Raw genomic sequence first — 14,102 nt, 5'->3', positions numbered from 1 at the left:
AGTCGTTTGACGCCCGTGGGGCAATCGGCAACAAGCGGCTTCATCTCAGGAGGAAGCAAAAATGGCCGAAAACGATATCGGATTCGACACGCTCGCGATCCATGCCGGCGCCCAACCCGACCCGACGACCGGCGCGCGCGCCACGCCGATCTACCAGACGACGTCCTATGTCTTCGAGAGCGTCGACCACGCCGCCTCGCTCTTCGGCCTCCAGGCCTTCGGCAACATCTATACCCGCATCGGCAATCCGACCTGCGCGGTCCTCGAAGAGCGCGTCGCAGCGCTCGAGGGCGGCACCGCGGCGCTCGCCGTCGCCTCCGGCCACGCCGCCCAGCTCGTCACCCTCCACGCCCTGATGGCCCCCGGCGACGAGCTCGTCGCCGCGAACAAGCTCTATGGCGGCTCGATCAACCAGTTCACGCACAGCTTCAAGAATTTCGGCTGGAACGTGAAATGGGCCGACGCCGACGATCCGGCCTCCTTCGCCGCCGCGATCACCGACAAGACCAAGGCGATCTTCATCGAATCGATCGCCAATCCGGGCGGCGTGATCACCGATATCGCGGCGATCGCCAAGGTCGCGAAGGACGCCAACATCCCCCTCATCGTCGACAACACGATGGCGACGCCCTACCTCATCCGCCCGTTCGAGCACGGCGCCGATATCGTCGTCCATTCGGCGACCAAGTTCCTCGGTGGCCACGGCAATTCGATCGCCGGCGTGATCGTCGATGGCGGCACGTTCCCCTTCGCCGGGGACAAGCGCTATCCGATGCTGTCGGAGCCGCGCGAGGAATATCAGGGGATGATCCTCGCCGAGACCTTCGGCAACTTCGCCTTCGCGATCGCCTGCCGGGTGCTCGGCCTGCGCGATCTCGGCCCCGCGCTCTCGCCGATGAACGCCTTCCTCGTCCTCACCGGCATCGAGACGCTGTCGCTGCGGATGCAGCGCCATTGCGAGAATGCGCAGAAGGTCGCCGAATATCTTTCCGCGCACGACAAAGTCTCGTGGGTGAGCTATCCCGGCCTCGCGGGCGACCGCTATCACGGCCTCGCGCAGCAATATTGCCCGAAGGGTGCAGGCGCGGTGTTCACCTTCGGCCTCGCCGGCGGGTATGACGCGGGCGTCTCGCTGGTGTCGAACCTCAAGCTGTTCTCGCACCTCGCCAATATCGGCGACACGCGCAGCCTCGTGATCCACCCCGCCTCGACGACGCACCGCCAGCTCACCGACGCGCAGAAGACCGCCGCCGGCGCCGGTCCCGACGTGGTGCGCCTGTCGGTCGGCATCGAAAATGTCGAGGACATCATCGCCGACCTCGAACAGGCGCTTTCCGCCTGACACGGCGGAGCCTGGCGCCATTTGCGGGCGTCAGGCTCTCTTCTCGCTTCGCCTCAGGCGGCCGCGCGCACCAGCCTCGCCGCCGCCTTCTCGCGCGCCGAGGCGAAATGCGTGGCGTGGACCACCGCGACCCACAAGAGCACCGCCGCGACGAGCTGATGGAAGGCGGCGAGATAGGGCGGCACGCGCATCACAATGACGCCGATTCCGACCGCGAGCTGCAGGACGAGCAGCCCGAAAATGGCGAGCGCGAGCCCCTTGCCGGCCTCCGCCCGCACCGCGCCCACGACATGCCACACGACGAGGATCGTGAGGAGATAGGCGAAGACGCGGTGATCGAACTGCACCGTGAGGTGGTTCTCGAAGACGTTGATCCATGTCGGCTCGAGCACCCACATGCCTTCGGGAATGATCCGCCCCTGCATCAAGGGCCACGTGTCGGAGGCGTGGCCGGCATCGAGACCGGCGACCAGCGCGCCGAGGAAGATCTGCGCCAGCACCGCGTACGCGATCGCGATCGCCCCGACGCGCACCGATCCCGGCGCCTCGACCCGGCCTGCGCGGCCCGACAGGCGCACCGAGAGCCAGACCGTGATCATCAGGATGATGCAGGCGAGCGTCAGATGGGTGGCGAGCCGGTACTGGCTGACATCGACCCGGTCGACGAGGCCCGACGTCACCATCCACCAGCCGACGGCGCCCTGGAGGCCGCCGAGCGCGAGGAGGAGGATCGCCCAGGGCTTCAACCAGACCGGAAGCTGGCCGCGCGCCCAGAAGAAGGCGAGCGGCACGGCGAACACGATCCCGATCGCACGCGCGACGAGCCGGTGCGACCACTCCCACCAGTAGATGAACTGGAACTCACCCATCGACATGCCCCGATTGATGAGCTGGTATTCCGGGATCTGGCGGTACATTTCGAGTGCCCGTTCCCAGGCCGCATCCGTCATCGGCGGAATGACGCCGATGATCGGCGCCCATTCGGTGATGGACAGGCCGGAATCGGTGATCCGTGTCGCCCCGCCGAGGACCAGCGTTGCGAGTACGAAAAGCGCGACGATGCGCAGCCACCAGACGAGTGGAGCGTTGTTCTGCATGTTCGGTCCTTCGGTCCGCGCCCGATGGAGGGCTCGCGGCATCCTCAGACACACCGCCTGATGCGATGCGTCAGGCCGCCGGTATACGACGGCCCTCGTCATGCTCTAAAGGATGGATCGTCCGTTGCCAAAGCGAGGCCTGTCGCAGACGGACGGCACGGTGTCGCGGTGGCAACGTGCGCGCCGGATTCACGAGGGGGAGCGATGCACGTCCGCGTCAAGAAGCTGATCGGAACGGGAATCACGGTGGTGTTCCTGCTCGTCTACTGCCTGATGGCGATGCTGCTCGCGACGAAGCTCCTGCCGGGGACGAGCGGGGTCGTGCAACTCGCTTATTATGCGATCGCCGGTCTTTTGTGGGTGATCCCGATCGGCGCGCTGATCGCCTGGATGCAGCGCCCGTCCTGAACGCCCGTCCGAGCCGCACGAACTTGGCCGCGGCGCTGGCGAAAGCGGCGCCGCATCCCTATTCTATTCGGCCAAGCCAAAGGAGCGGCCCGATGGTCCACCGAATTTTGATCGCAGCGGCCACGGTTTGCGCCTCGGCCGCCCTTTCCCTCGCCTCCGCCGACGCGAAGCAGGCGCGCTGCCTGACCACGGACAATGGCAGCTATCCCTGTACGTTCGAGCAGTTCGGCGGCGATGGCAGCTTCGATGTGTCGGCGCCGATGAAGCCGACTTATACGATCATGATGTTCGACCAGGGCGTCGCCGACGGGTTTGCCGATTATGGCGACCGCAAGGTGCCGCTGCCCGGTCCGTTCTACCGTTCCAACCGCGATCGCGCCTGTTGGGTCTCCGACAGCACCGATTTCGCGATCTGCGTCTACTGAGAAAGACGCGCGAGAGCCACGATGGCAAAGCCGAAAAACCCAGATCCGAACGCGCGCACGGTCGCCGAGAACCGCAAAGCGCGCTTCAACTACGAGATCCTCGACACCTTCGAGGCCGGCATTCAGCTCCACGGAACGGAGGTGAAGTCGCTGCGCCAGGGGCGGTCGACCCTCACCGAGGCCTATGCCGGCGATTCGGGCGGAGAGCTCTATCTCTACAACGCCTATATCCCGGAATATCAGGAGGCCGGCCGCTTCAACCACGAGACCAAGCGGCCGCGCAAACTCCTGATGCATCGGCGCGAGATGAACAAGCTGATCGGCGCGATCCAGCAGGACGGGCTGACGATCGTCCCGCTGCGCCTCTATTTCAACGCCCGCGGCATCGCCAAGGTGATGATCGGCCTCGCGCGCGGCAAGAAGAGCCACGACAAGCGCGAGACCGAGAAGAAGCGCGATTGGCAGCGCGACAAGGCGAGACTGTTGCGCGAGCGCGGCTAGGATGACCATCCCTCCCGCCGACGCGTCCGAGGACACCACGCTCGCCGACGATCCGGCGAAGCCGGCCCTCGTGATCATCACCGGGGCGACCGGCGGCATCGGTCTCGCTCTCGCCGAGCGCCTTGCCCGGCCGGGCCTCCATATCGGCCTCGTCGGCCGCGACAAGGATGGGCTCGCCCGGGCCGCTGCCGCCGTCGAGGCGCGCGGCGGGCGCGCCATATCGAGCCGCATCGACATCACGACGCCGGCGTTCGAGCATTGGCTCGACACCGTGAGCGAGCGCTTCACCCTCAGCGCCCTCTATGCCAATGCGGGGCTGTCGGCCGGGCCCGCCTCGCCGCGCGAATTGGAGAGCGCGGCCGACACCGAGCGCCTCGTGCGGACCAATCTTCTCGGCACGATCAACAGCGTGCGGGCGGTGGCGGAGCGGATGCGCGCCCAGTCCCGCGCGCCAGCGCCGATGCGGCGCATCGGCATCGTCGCCTCAGTCGCGGGCCTGTTGCCGACGCCGGACCTTGCGGTCTACAGCGCGACCAAAGCCGGCCTCATCGCCTACGCTCACGGCGTCCGGCCGCGGCTGAAACGGAACGGGATCTCCGTCACGGTCCTCTGCCCCGCCTTCGTCACGAGCCCGATGTCGGCCCGGCACCAGGGCGCCAAACCCTTCGAGATCAGCGCCGACAAGGCGGCGATCAAGATGGTGCGTGCGGTGGAGGCCGGGCGGCGGACGGCGGTCTTCCCGCTTCCGTTTGCGCTTCTGGCCTATCTCGCCCCGTTCGGACCCGGATGGCTGGTCGACGCGCTGGTGCCGACCTTCCATGCCGAGATCCAGCCCGACCCGCGCGTCGAGCCGGGCTTCAGCCAGCGCCTCGATCGTCCACGGGCCGAGAGCGACGAAACCGACTGACGCGCCCCGGCCCTCGGGCCGCGGCGGCGGTATCGTCCGGGTCAGAATTTCCCGTCATAAGCGCGCCGGCCGATCCGGGCGCACAGGAGCGTGAAGGTCGGCCGTTCGAGCGCCTCCGCCATCGCCGTGCGCAAGGTCTCGGCATCATCGATCCAGACGCCGTACCCGCCGAGAGCGGTCGCGACGGCCGGAAAGTCGGTCTTCGCAAAGTCCACCCCCAGATTGGCGAGTTGCTGGCCGCGCTGCTTCAACTCGATGAGGGCGAGACTTTCATCGACGAGGACGACGATCGGCAGCGCGATGCCGAGATCACGGACCGTCGCGAGATCGCCGAGCCCCATCTCGAGCCCCGCATCGCCGACAAAGGCGACGACCGGCGTCTCGGGCTTGGCGTACTTGTAGCCGGCGGCGAGCGGGACCGAGCAGCCCATCGTGCACAGCGCCGAGGATTGCAGCATGGTGCGCGGCGTCGCGCAGCGCCAGATCTGGCTGAGGAGGATACGGTGCGCGCCGCTGTCGGCCGTCACCACCGCCGCCTTGGGGAGCGCGTCGCGCAGGGTGTGGAAGACGGTTGCCGGCCCCCACCCCTCCGGCTCGGCCGCGAAAGCGTGGCGCAGATCCACCTGCACCTTTTGCGGCTCGCCCCCCGCCCAGGTCGGCGGCGTATGGACCCCGTCGACGAGATCGTTGAGCGCCACCGCGATGCCCCCGAACAGGGTGATCGCCACCTGGTGCATTCCGTGGGTGCGCACCACCGGCGTGACGTCGATCACCTTCGCGTCGTCCGGCCAGGGATTGCGCCAGCCAAGGCGCATCTCGATCGGATCATAGCCGGCGAGGACGATACAGTCGGACGCCTCCACCAGCGGCATCAGGTGCCTGTCGGCGAGGGGCGAGAGGCCGGCCGCGCCGAGCGAGAGCCGGTCGCTCTCGTCGAGGAGGCCCTTCGCCTTGTAGGTGGTGATCAGCGAGGCGCCGATACGGCGGCAGAAGGTCTGCAGCGCCTCGCCCGCGTCGTCGTTGACGGCATCGACGCCGGCGATGACGAGCGGACGCTCCGCCTCGGCGATCCAGCGGCGGGCGCGGCGCATTTCCGGGCCCTCGACTGGGCGGAAGCCCGCCCCGATGACGATCGGCGCGGTCGCCTCGGTCTCGGCCGGCGCGTCGGCGACGGCGATCGGCAGGTCGATATGGACCGGCCCCGGCTGGCCCGTGGTGGCGAGCGTCAGCGCCTTGTCCATCACCTGATTGAGGCTCTTGCCGTTCGCCTTGAACGTGCCCTTCACGATCGAGGACAGAAGGGCGCCATGGTCGAACACCTGATGGGTGTAGGTGTCGGCATCGGCATCGTCGACGCATCCGGTCAATACGATGAGCGGCACGCGATCCTGGAAGGCGTTCGCGATCACGTTGACGGCGTTCGCGACGCCCGGCCCGATGGTGGCGACGAGGATGCCCGGCGCGCCGGTCGCGTGCCACGTGCCCTCGGCCATGAAGCCGGCGACATTCTCGTGCTTCGTCAGCGTGAAGTGGATGCCCGCCCGCTCCAGCGCGTCGATCAGGGTGAGCACCTCGCCGCCCGGAATGCCGAAGGCGTGGGAGGCGCCGGTCGCGGCAAGCTTCTGGGCGATGATGTCGGCGTTGCGGATCGTCACGACACGGCCTCCCGCTCGGCCTTGCCGAGATCGACGGCGCCCGCTTCGGCGAGCGCATCGATCCGCGCCTCGTCGAAGCCGAGAATTTCCCGCAGCACCTCGCGCGAATGTTCGCCGACCATCGGGGGCGGACGGCGATAGGTCACTTTCGTGTCGGAATATTTGATCGGGTTGCCGATGGTATCGACCGAGCCGGTCGCCGAGATCGGGTGCGGCTGGCGCACACGGGCCCCGCGCGCCTCGGCCTGCGGTTCGGCGAAGGCCTGTGCGATCGTGTTGATCGGCCCGGTCGGCACGCCGAGCGGGTCGAGGATCGCCGACCATTCGGCCGCCGTCTTCTGCCGCGTCAGCCGGTTGACCTCCGCCTCGATCGCATCGCGATTCTCGACGCGCGCCCGGTTCGTCTGAAAGCGCGGGTCGTGAGCGAGCGCCGGCTCACCGGCCGCCGCGCAGAATTTCGCGAACTGACCGTCATTGCCGATCGCAAGGATGAACATCCCGTCCGACGCCTCGAACGCATTATAAGGGACGATGGTCGGATGGCCGTTGCCGAGACGGGTCGGCGTCTCGCCGGTCATCAGGTGGCTCGTTCCCTGGTTGACGAGCCAGGCGAGCTGGCAGTCGAACAGCGACAGGTCGATATACTGCCCGCGCCCCGTCTGGTGCCGGGCCTCGAGGGCGGCGAGGAGCGCGACGGTCGCGTACATCCCCGTCATCACGTCGGCGATGCCGACGCCGACCTTTTGCGGCGTGCCGCCTTTGTCGTCCCGCTCGCCGGTGACGCTCATGATGCCACCGCGCCCCTGTGCCATGAAATCATAGCCCGCACGACTCGCGAGCGGTCCGGTTTGCCCGAAGCCGGTGATCGAAGCGTAGATCAGGCGGGGATTGATCGCCGAGAGCGAGGCATAATCGAGCCCCATGCGCGCGGCGCCGCCGACCTTGAAATTCTCGATCGCGAAATCGGCCTTCGCCGCGATCAGGCGGCAGATCTCCTGCCCCTCCGCGGTGGAAAGATCCAACGCGAGCGACCGCTTGTTGCGATTTGCCGCAAGATAATAAGCGCTTTCGGCGGTATCCTTGCCCTCGTGATCCTGCACGAAGGGCGGGCCCCAGCGGCGTGTGTCGTCACCGACGCCGGCGCGCTCGATTTTGATGATGTCCGCCCCGAGATCGCCGAGAAGCTGTGTCGCAGTCGGCCCGGCAAGAATGCGAGACATGTCGAGCACGAGGATGCCGGCGAGCGGCCCCGCGGACGATTGTGGAGCGGAGGAAACGTTGTCCAAGGGGAACTCCAGGCGCATTGAGAGGCATCACGATACCGGGCCGCGGCCCCGTCGACAAAGTCTTGCGGGCGGCTGGCATGTCATCCTCGGCTTGCCTCGCCGCGAATTGAAGGCCATGTCAAGTCCGCTCCCGTGTCCGTCGGTGCCACGCGGCCCGATCGTCGCGAATTCACCTGACGGGACCATGAACGACCGGATCGAGACGAAGAGCGTGAGACTTTGCGTATGCCCACCAGCGCCGCCCAGGACGGACGCGCCCATGGCGCCCACCTCTCGCCCCAGAGGGATGGCGCGATGACGCCGCGCCGCCGGATCGACGAGCCCGGCTTCATCGCCGCCCATCGCTGTGTCGGCGAGGTCGGGGCGGGCCGTCCGGTGATCCTCGATGACGGCACGCGCAAAATCCTCGTCGCGCCCCTCGATGGCGGCGTGGTTTTGTCCGACACGTTGGCGATCTCGACCGCGCGGGCGAGCTTTCTGACGCTCGGCGAAGCGCCGTCCTTCATCCGCCTGCCCGGCGCGGACGCCGCCGCCTTGATGGCGCTCGCGAGCGCCCGCGAGGCCGAACTCGCCGGCGCGGAGATCACCGAAGGCGGCGCCCTCGCGAGCGCGGCGACCGAGCTCGCCAAGCTCGCCGAGCGACTGCCCGCGATGACCGTCGGCCATGTCGACGCGGCGCCCGAGGGCACACTGTCCGTCGATGTCGCCGACGTCCTCGCCTTCCGCCGGACCCTTGCCTCCACCTTCGTGCCGATCGCGAGCGCCCCGGTTCCCCTCGCAGCGGGCGCGACGGCGAACGTCACCGCGTTCCGCAATGCGATCGGCGGCTGTGTCAGCGCGGTCGCCGTCGGCGACATGGTCCCTTGCACGCTGGTGCGGGTCCACTCCTCGTGCGTCACCGGCGACATCTTCGGTTCGCTGAAATGTGATTGCGGCGCCCAGCTCCGCCTCGCCCTCGACCGGATTGCGAGTGACGGCGGCGTCCTCCTTTATACGGCGCAGGAGGGGCGCGGCATCGGCCTCGTCAACAAGCTGCGCGCCTACGCCCTGCAGGACGCCGGCCTCGACACCGTCGACGCCAACGTCGCGCTCGGCTACCACGATGATGAGCGCGATTATGCCGCCGCCGCGGCCGTGCTCGCTCGGCTCGGCCTCGAGGAGGTGCGCCTGATGACCAACAATCCGGCGAAGGCGGCCGGCCTCGAATCATCCGGCATCCGCGTCACCCCGGTCCCCCTCATCGGGCCGGTGACGCCGCAGAACGCGGATTATCTCGCAACCAAGCGTCGCCGAAGCGGGCACCGTCTCTGACGGTGCACGGGTCGAACCTGCGATAACTGTGAAACGCGAGGCCGGGCGGCGCCCCTTGGCTTGCACCCTCTCACCGGCTTCGCACACTGTTCCGACACGATAGGGCGCAGGGGGAGCGCTGTGAGAGCGGCAGCATTCGCCTACCATGCACCGACGTCGATCGACGAGGCGTTGACCGTGCTGTCGCAGCATGGTGATGACGCACGCCTTCTCGCCGGCGGTCAGAGCCTCGTGCCGACGATGACCGCGCGCCTCGCGCGACCGACCGTCCTCATCGACCTCAACCGGATCGAGAATGCCGCGTTGCCCACGATATCGGCCGGTCGTCTACGCGTTCCCCCGTTGATGCGGCATGCCGATTTCGAGCGCCTGTCGGCGAACGGCCCGCTCTCCACCATCCTCGCCGAGCTTTCCGGCCATATCGGCCACCTTCCGATCCGCATGCGCGGCACCTTCTGCGGCGCGCTCGCCCATGCGGACCCCGCGGCGGAATGGTGTCTCGCGAGCGTTGTTCTCGGCGCCGAGCTCCTCGTCCGCTCGATGACGCGCGGCGTGCGCAATATCGAAGCGGCCGACTTTTTCGAAAGCATGATGGACACCACCCTCGCCGACGACGAGATGATCATTGAGGCGCAGATTCCCCTCCTCCCCGCCGCGACCCGCTACGGCTTTTCCGAGATCTGCCGACGCAGCGGCGACTATGCGCTCGCCTCGACACTCGTCGTCTACCAGCGCGACGAGGACGAGATGACCAAGGTCCGCCTCGGCGTCGGCGGCGTCGAGGCGACGCCCCGGCGGATCCCCGAGGCCGAGGCGATGCTGGAGCGCCGCGAGCCGACCCGGCAGCTCTTTCGCGAGGTCGCCGACCTCGTGGCGAGCGCCGTCGATCCGGTGTCCGACCTCGCCGCCGACGCCGATTATCGGCGCGAATTGACCCGCGCGGCCGTCTCGCGCGCGCTCGACAGGTCGTTCCGGTGATCGCGCCGCGGACAGCCTCATGACCGGTATGGTCGACGTCACCTTCGAGGTGAACGGCGAGCGGCGCACGATCCGCGTCGAGCCGCGCACCAGCCTCGCCGATGCCCTGCGCGACGAATGCCGCCTCACCGGCACGCATGTCGGTTGCGACGAGGGTGTGTGCGGGGCCTGCACCATTCTTCTCGACGGCGCGCCGATACGGGCCTGCCTCCTCTTCGCGGTCCAGGCCGACGGGAGCGCCATTTGCACCGTCGAGGGCCTTTCCGACGGGGAGACGCTCCACCCGCTGCAACAGGCGCTCCTCGACCACAATGCGGTCGGCTGCGGCTACTGCACGCCCGGCCTCCTGATGCTCGCCGTCGGCGCCTTGACGCGCGAGCCCGACATGGACGAGGCCGCCCTCACCCGCCTCCTCGGCGCGAATCTGTGTCGATGCACGGGATATCAGACCGTGTTGCGGGCGTTGAAGGCCGGACAGATCGCGATGCGCGCGGACGGATCATGAAGCACTCCGGCCGCTCCCTCTCCCGCATCGAGGACCGCGCGCTCGTCACCGGACGCGGTCGATTCGTGGCGGATTTCGCCTTTCCGCGTCAGCTCCATATGCGCATCGTGCGCTCCCCTGTGGCGTTCGGCCGGCTGAAGGACGTCGACACCAGCTCCGCCTTCGACGTCGCAGGCGTCGTCGCGGTGTGGACTGCGGCCGACATCGCGGCGATCCCGCCGATCCCGGTGCGCGGCCCGGCGCCGGCCGCGATCGCGTCATTCCTCCAGCCCATCCTCGCCCGCGATCTCGTGCGCTATGTCGGCGAGCCCGTCGCAGCGGTGTTCGCCGAGAGCGCGGCCGCCGCGGACGACGCGGCCGAGCGCGTCGCACTCGACATCGCGCCGCTCGAGCCGACACTCGACCCTGCCGGACCGATCCCCAACGTGATGGACGCCGCCCGGTCCAACGAAGCGGCGACGGTGCGCAAGGCCTTCGGCGATCTCGGCAGCGCCTTCCAGAGCGCCGCCCATGTCGTCGCCATCGAGGTCGATCTCGCCCGTGACGGGGCCGTTCCGGCGGAAACGCGCAGCCTCCTCGCCCAATGGGATCCGGCGCGCGATATCGTAGACCTGTGGGCCCCGGCCCGCTCGGCACCCCATCATCGCGACACGCTCGCCGCGATGCTCGGCCTCCCGCGCGCCGGGATCGCCGTCCACGTCCCCAATCTCGGCGGCGGCAGCGGTGCGCACGGCGAGATCGACCCGGAAGACGTGCTCGTCACCCATGCCGCACGCGTTCTGGCGCGCCCCGTCGCCTGGGTGGAGGATCGGCGCGAACACCTTCACGCCGCCGCTCAGACCCGCGGCATGACCGCGAAGGCGCGCGCCGCGGTCGGTCCGGACGGCACGCTCCTCGGCCTCGATGTCGACGTGATGATCGACGCCGGAGCCTATGTCCGCGCCGAGGGCATGATGGTCGCCGAGTTCCTCACCGCGATGCTGCCGGGCCCCTACCGCTTCAAGGCTTTTCGCGGCACCGCCCACGTGCGCATGACGAACCGCACCCCCGCCGGCAGCTTCCGGGCCGCGGGACGGGCCGAGGCGACATTCGTGCGCGAGCGCCTGCTCGACGCCGTCACCGCCGCTTTGGGCGCCGATCCGTTCGAGATCCGCACGCGCAACCTTCTCGCCCCCGAAGATCTGCCGCACGATCGCCACCTTGCCGCGCTCGGCCGCCCGATCGTCTATGACAGCGGCCGCTATCAGCATCTCGTCGACCAGACGATGAAGCATTTCTCGCTCGAGCTCTTGCGCCAGCGCACCGACGACCGGCGCGCGAAGGGCGAGCTCGTCGGCCTCGGCTGCGCGGCGTTCGTGGACGTCGCCGGAATGGGCGAGGCCGCCCATGTCCGCCTGTCGGTCGACCGCATCGGCATCGTCGAGATCGTCACCGCCGCGAGCGATCTCGGCGAGGGCATGCCGACGACGATTGCCCAGGTCGTCGCCGATATCGTCGGCGTCGACTACGACACGGTCCGCGTGAGGACCGGCGAGACCGACCGGATCCACACCGTGTCATCGCCGGTGCCGCCAAGCGCTGAACTCGTCATCACCGCGGCGCAATATGCGGCCGAGGCGGCACGCGAGTTGATCCTCGACGCCGCGCAAGCGCTTCTCGACGATACCGGCGACCGTCTCACCATCCAGTCCGGCCGGATTCGCGAGGCGGACCGTCATTTCGGCGTCGCGCTTTCGCTCGGCGACATCGCGGCGGCACTCGAGCCCGGCGGCCTCCTGTCGGACCGGGGCGGGCGCGGCCTCGTCACCGAAGGCTCGGCGAAGGCCGACGGCTTGAGCTTCCCCTATGGCGTCCATATCGTTCTCGCCGAGATCGACAAGCAGACCGGCATGGTCCGCATTCCGCGCGCCTTCGTCGCCTACGATGTCGGCAACGCGGTCAATCCGGCGCTCGTCGAGAGCCAGCTTGCGAGCGGCGCCCTCGAAGGCATCGCCGGCGCGCTCTATACGGCTCTCGACGTGTCGGGGCTCGGCGATCCGCGCGCCATCAACTATGCGGATTATCCCGTCCCGACCGCGTGCGAGCTTCCCGATATCGAGGTTCTGGTCTCCGAGGCCGCGCCGACGCCGCTCAACCCGCTCGGCATCAAGGGCGCGATGGATGGCGGCTTCACCGGAATCGGCGCGGCGATCGCCTCGGCGGTCGATGCCGCCCTGTCCGCACCCGGGTTCGTGACGCACCTGCCGATCTCCCCCGCCCGCATCATGGCCCAGATCCGCGCGAGGGAAACCGCTTAGCGACGGCCTTCGTGGCCTCAGACGAGCGCCACGATGTTGGTCGCGGTGGTATCGGTCGCAAGAACGCGCGTGACGCCGCACGGCAGGATGGTGCCGGCGGCGACGCCCGGAAACATCACCGTCGTCCCGCCAAGGGTCACCACGTTGACGTTGCCGGCACCGCCGACAAAGAGACCGCGCGCCACGGTGGCGAGATCGGTCCCGTCGCTCGGCGTCACGGTGAAGGCGTCGCTCGCGGGCGCCGATGCGCTCCGCTGATAGGATTGGAAGGGATTGTCGGCAGGCATGGTCGGTGTCCTTCTCGATGCTGCGTTTCGCGCGAGAAGGGTACGGCCGCCTTCGCAGGCGGGGATTAGAGCACTTTCGGCTCAGTCGTACTCATAGCCGCAGTGGCGGATGTAGCGGCGACATTCGTCGGGATCGAAGCGGGCGAGGAGTGCGCCAATCGTATCCCACAGTTCGTCGCGGGTTCGTGCGGCCGCCTTTCGCAGGAGCGCCTTCAGCTTGGCGAAGGCCATCTCGATCGGGTTGAGGTCGGGGCTGTAGGGCGGCAGGTAGAGGATGCTGGCGCCGGCCGCGGCGATCGCCTCGCGCACCCCGGCGACCTTGTGCGCCGCGAGGTTGTCCATCACCACGACGTCGCCCGGCGAGAGTGCTGGCGCGAGGAACTGCTCGGCATAGGCGAGGAAGGTCCGCCCGTTCATCGGCCCGGTCAGCACGAGCGGCGCGACGATCCCAGACGCCCGGAGGCCAGCGACGAACGTCGTCGTGTGCCAGTGTCCGTGCGGGGTGTGGTCGACGAGCCGCTCGGACTTCGGGGCCCAGCCCGTGCGGCGGACCATGTTGGTTGAGGCTCCGGTCTCGTCGAGAAAGACGAAGCGGTCCGGATCCATGAAACCCTGGAAACCGCGCCAGCGCCGGCGCGCCTTCGCGACGTCGGGGCGGTTCTGCTCTGCCGCCTTCAGCGACTTTTTTTGTGCCTGAGCCCGAGCCGTTGCAGCATCGACCAGACCGCCCACAGCGACACCGCCGGGCCGCCGCGCGCGATGATGGCCGCCCTCAGCTCGACGAGCGTGATGCTCCCGTTTGCCGCCACCAGCTCCCGGATCGTTGCCTCGTGAGCGGCCAGCAGCGGCTTGCGATACCCGCCGATCCGGGCCGGCTCGACGCTGCCGGTCGCCCGCACTCGCTGCATCAGCTTGACGACGGTCGACGGGCTCACATCGAAGCGGGCCGCCACCTGGCGAGCCGAGCCGCCGGCATCGACGGCTCTTGCGAGACGAACCCTCAAATCATGGGACAGCGGCGCCATCGTGCGAACTCCCGAACGCGATCACGACCATCTCAGAATCTGATTTGCCCGATTCTCCGCAAGCCGAAAGTGCTCTAG

14 protein-coding genes are annotated in these 14,102 nt (G+C 68.4%); 9 read left to right on the top strand and 5 right to left on the bottom strand.

Going from position 1 to position 14,102, the window contains the following annotated elements; all coding sequences use genetic code 11:
* Positions 1-61: 61 nt before the first annotated feature.
* On the top strand, positions 62-1,342 hold the full coding sequence (locus L1787_RS12405) for an O-acetylhomoserine aminocarboxypropyltransferase (protein WP_235709177.1): 1,281 nt from the start codon (positions 62-64) through the stop codon (positions 1,340-1,342).
* A gap of 53 nt (positions 1,343-1,395) precedes the next feature.
* Here the strand turns inward: L1787_RS12405 and L1787_RS12400 are convergent, their stop codons facing one another.
* Positions 1,396-2,439 carry a COX15/CtaA family protein gene (locus L1787_RS12400; protein WP_235709176.1) on the bottom strand — a complete coding sequence of 348 codons (1,044 nt, stop codon included), beginning with the start codon at positions 2,437-2,439 and terminating at the stop codon, positions 1,396-1,398.
* A 204-nt stretch (positions 2,440-2,643) separates the two neighbouring features.
* Between L1787_RS12400 and L1787_RS12395 the strand changes: the two genes are divergently transcribed.
* From L1787_RS12395 to L1787_RS12380, 4 genes are all read left to right on the top strand, one after another.
* Positions 2,644-2,847: a DUF2842 domain-containing protein gene (locus L1787_RS12395; protein ID WP_235709175.1), complete on the top strand. Its 204-nt coding sequence runs from the start codon at positions 2,644-2,646 to the stop codon at positions 2,845-2,847.
* Between the two features lie 92 nt (positions 2,848-2,939).
* A complete protein-coding gene (locus L1787_RS12390; RefSeq protein ID WP_235709174.1) occupies positions 2,940-3,272 on the top strand; it encodes a hypothetical protein in 333 nt (110 codons plus the stop codon).
* Between the two features lie 21 nt (positions 3,273-3,293).
* Positions 3,294-3,773 carry an SsrA-binding protein SmpB gene (gene smpB, locus L1787_RS12385; protein ID WP_235709173.1) on the top strand — a complete coding sequence of 160 codons (480 nt, stop codon included), beginning with the start codon at positions 3,294-3,296 and terminating at the stop codon, positions 3,771-3,773.
* Position 3,774: 1 nt separating this feature from the next.
* Positions 3,775-4,680, top strand: coding sequence for an SDR family NAD(P)-dependent oxidoreductase (locus L1787_RS12380; protein WP_235709172.1), 906 nt, complete (start codon positions 3,775-3,777; stop codon positions 4,678-4,680).
* A 41-nt stretch (positions 4,681-4,721) separates the two neighbouring features.
* On the opposite strand, the gene L1787_RS12375 is transcribed toward L1787_RS12380, so the two are convergent.
* Both L1787_RS12375 and L1787_RS12370 read right to left on the bottom strand, forming a co-directional pair.
* The gene (locus L1787_RS12375) at positions 4,722-6,329 is read right to left on the bottom strand and encodes a thiamine pyrophosphate-binding protein (protein WP_235709324.1); all 1,608 of its coding nucleotides are present in this window, start codon (positions 6,327-6,329) and stop codon (positions 4,722-4,724) included.
* A 2-nt stretch (positions 6,330-6,331) separates the two neighbouring features.
* Positions 6,332-7,621, bottom strand: a complete 1,290-nt coding sequence (locus L1787_RS12370) for a CaiB/BaiF CoA transferase family protein (protein WP_255720494.1) — start codon at positions 7,619-7,621, stop codon at positions 6,332-6,334.
* Between the two features lie 294 nt (positions 7,622-7,915).
* Here L1787_RS12370 and L1787_RS12365 point away from each other — a divergent pair, with 294 nt between their 5' ends.
* From L1787_RS12365 to L1787_RS12350, 4 genes are all read left to right on the top strand, one after another.
* The gene (locus tag L1787_RS12365) at positions 7,916-8,932 is read left to right on the top strand and encodes a GTP cyclohydrolase II (protein WP_235709171.1); all 1,017 of its coding nucleotides are present in this window, start codon (positions 7,916-7,918) and stop codon (positions 8,930-8,932) included.
* A gap of 120 nt (positions 8,933-9,052) precedes the next feature.
* Entirely contained in the window at positions 9,053-9,910 is an 858-nt protein-coding gene (locus tag L1787_RS12360; protein WP_235709170.1) for an FAD binding domain-containing protein, read from the top strand.
* Positions 9,911-9,929: 19 nt separating this feature from the next.
* The gene (locus tag L1787_RS12355; protein ID WP_369415092.1) at positions 9,930-10,415 is read left to right on the top strand and encodes a (2Fe-2S)-binding protein; all 486 of its coding nucleotides are present in this window, start codon (positions 9,930-9,932) and stop codon (positions 10,413-10,415) included.
* Positions 10,412-12,712 (top strand): xanthine dehydrogenase family protein molybdopterin-binding subunit, encoded by a 2,301-nt coding sequence (locus tag L1787_RS12350; protein ID WP_235709169.1) that lies wholly within the window; start codon positions 10,412-10,414, stop codon positions 12,710-12,712. The genes L1787_RS12355 and L1787_RS12350 overlap by 4 nt, the downstream gene beginning before the upstream one ends.
* A 17-nt stretch (positions 12,713-12,729) precedes the next feature.
* Here the strand turns inward: L1787_RS12350 and L1787_RS12345 are convergent, their stop codons facing one another.
* Positions 12,730-12,999 (bottom strand): spike base protein, RCAP_Rcc01079 family, encoded by a 270-nt coding sequence (locus tag L1787_RS12345; protein WP_235709168.1) that lies wholly within the window; start codon positions 12,997-12,999, stop codon positions 12,730-12,732.
* Positions 13,000-13,080: 81 nt separating this feature from the next.
* Positions 13,081-14,024, bottom strand: a protein-coding gene (locus tag L1787_RS12340; protein WP_235708155.1) for an IS630 family transposase whose coding sequence is annotated in 2 segments (ribosomal slippage) — positions 13,081-13,682 and positions 13,682-14,024 — 945 coding nt in all. Because the reading frame shifts where the segments join, the coding sequence is not laid out codon by codon here.
* Between the last annotated feature and the right edge of the window lie 78 nt (positions 14,025-14,102).

This window comes from Acuticoccus kalidii (assembly GCF_021556395.1).
GTDB classification, from domain to species: domain Bacteria; phylum Pseudomonadota; class Alphaproteobacteria; order Rhizobiales; family Amorphaceae; genus Acuticoccus; species Acuticoccus kalidii.
This window is presented reverse-complemented; position numbering and strand designations above follow the sequence as displayed.

Coding starts and splice junctions, on each gene's coding strand:
- L1787_RS12405 (WP_235709177.1), top strand. CDS start 62: ATGGCCGAAAACGATATCGGATTCGACACGCTCGCGATCCATGCCGGC.
- L1787_RS12390 (WP_235709174.1), top strand. CDS start 2,940: ATGGTCCACCGAATTTTGATCGCAGCGGCCACGGTTTGCGCCTCGGCC.
- L1787_RS12400 (WP_235709176.1), bottom strand. CDS start 2,439: ATGCAGAACAACGCTCCACTCGTCTGGTGGCTGCGCATCGTCGCGCTT.
- L1787_RS12380 (WP_235709172.1), top strand. CDS start 3,775: ATGACCATCCCTCCCGCCGACGCGTCCGAGGACACCACGCTCGCCGAC.
- L1787_RS12345 (WP_235709168.1), bottom strand. CDS start 12,999: ATGCCTGCCGACAATCCCTTCCAATCCTATCAGCGGAGCGCATCGGCG.
- L1787_RS12350 (WP_235709169.1), top strand. CDS start 10,412: ATGAAGCACTCCGGCCGCTCCCTCTCCCGCATCGAGGACCGCGCGCTC.
- smpB (WP_235709173.1), top strand. CDS start 3,294: ATGGCAAAGCCGAAAAACCCAGATCCGAACGCGCGCACGGTCGCCGAG.
- L1787_RS12355 (WP_369415092.1), top strand. CDS start 9,930: ATGACCGGTATGGTCGACGTCACCTTCGAGGTGAACGGCGAGCGGCGC.
- L1787_RS12395 (WP_235709175.1), top strand. CDS start 2,644: ATGCACGTCCGCGTCAAGAAGCTGATCGGAACGGGAATCACGGTGGTG.
- L1787_RS12365 (WP_235709171.1), top strand. CDS start 7,916: ATGACGCCGCGCCGCCGGATCGACGAGCCCGGCTTCATCGCCGCCCAT.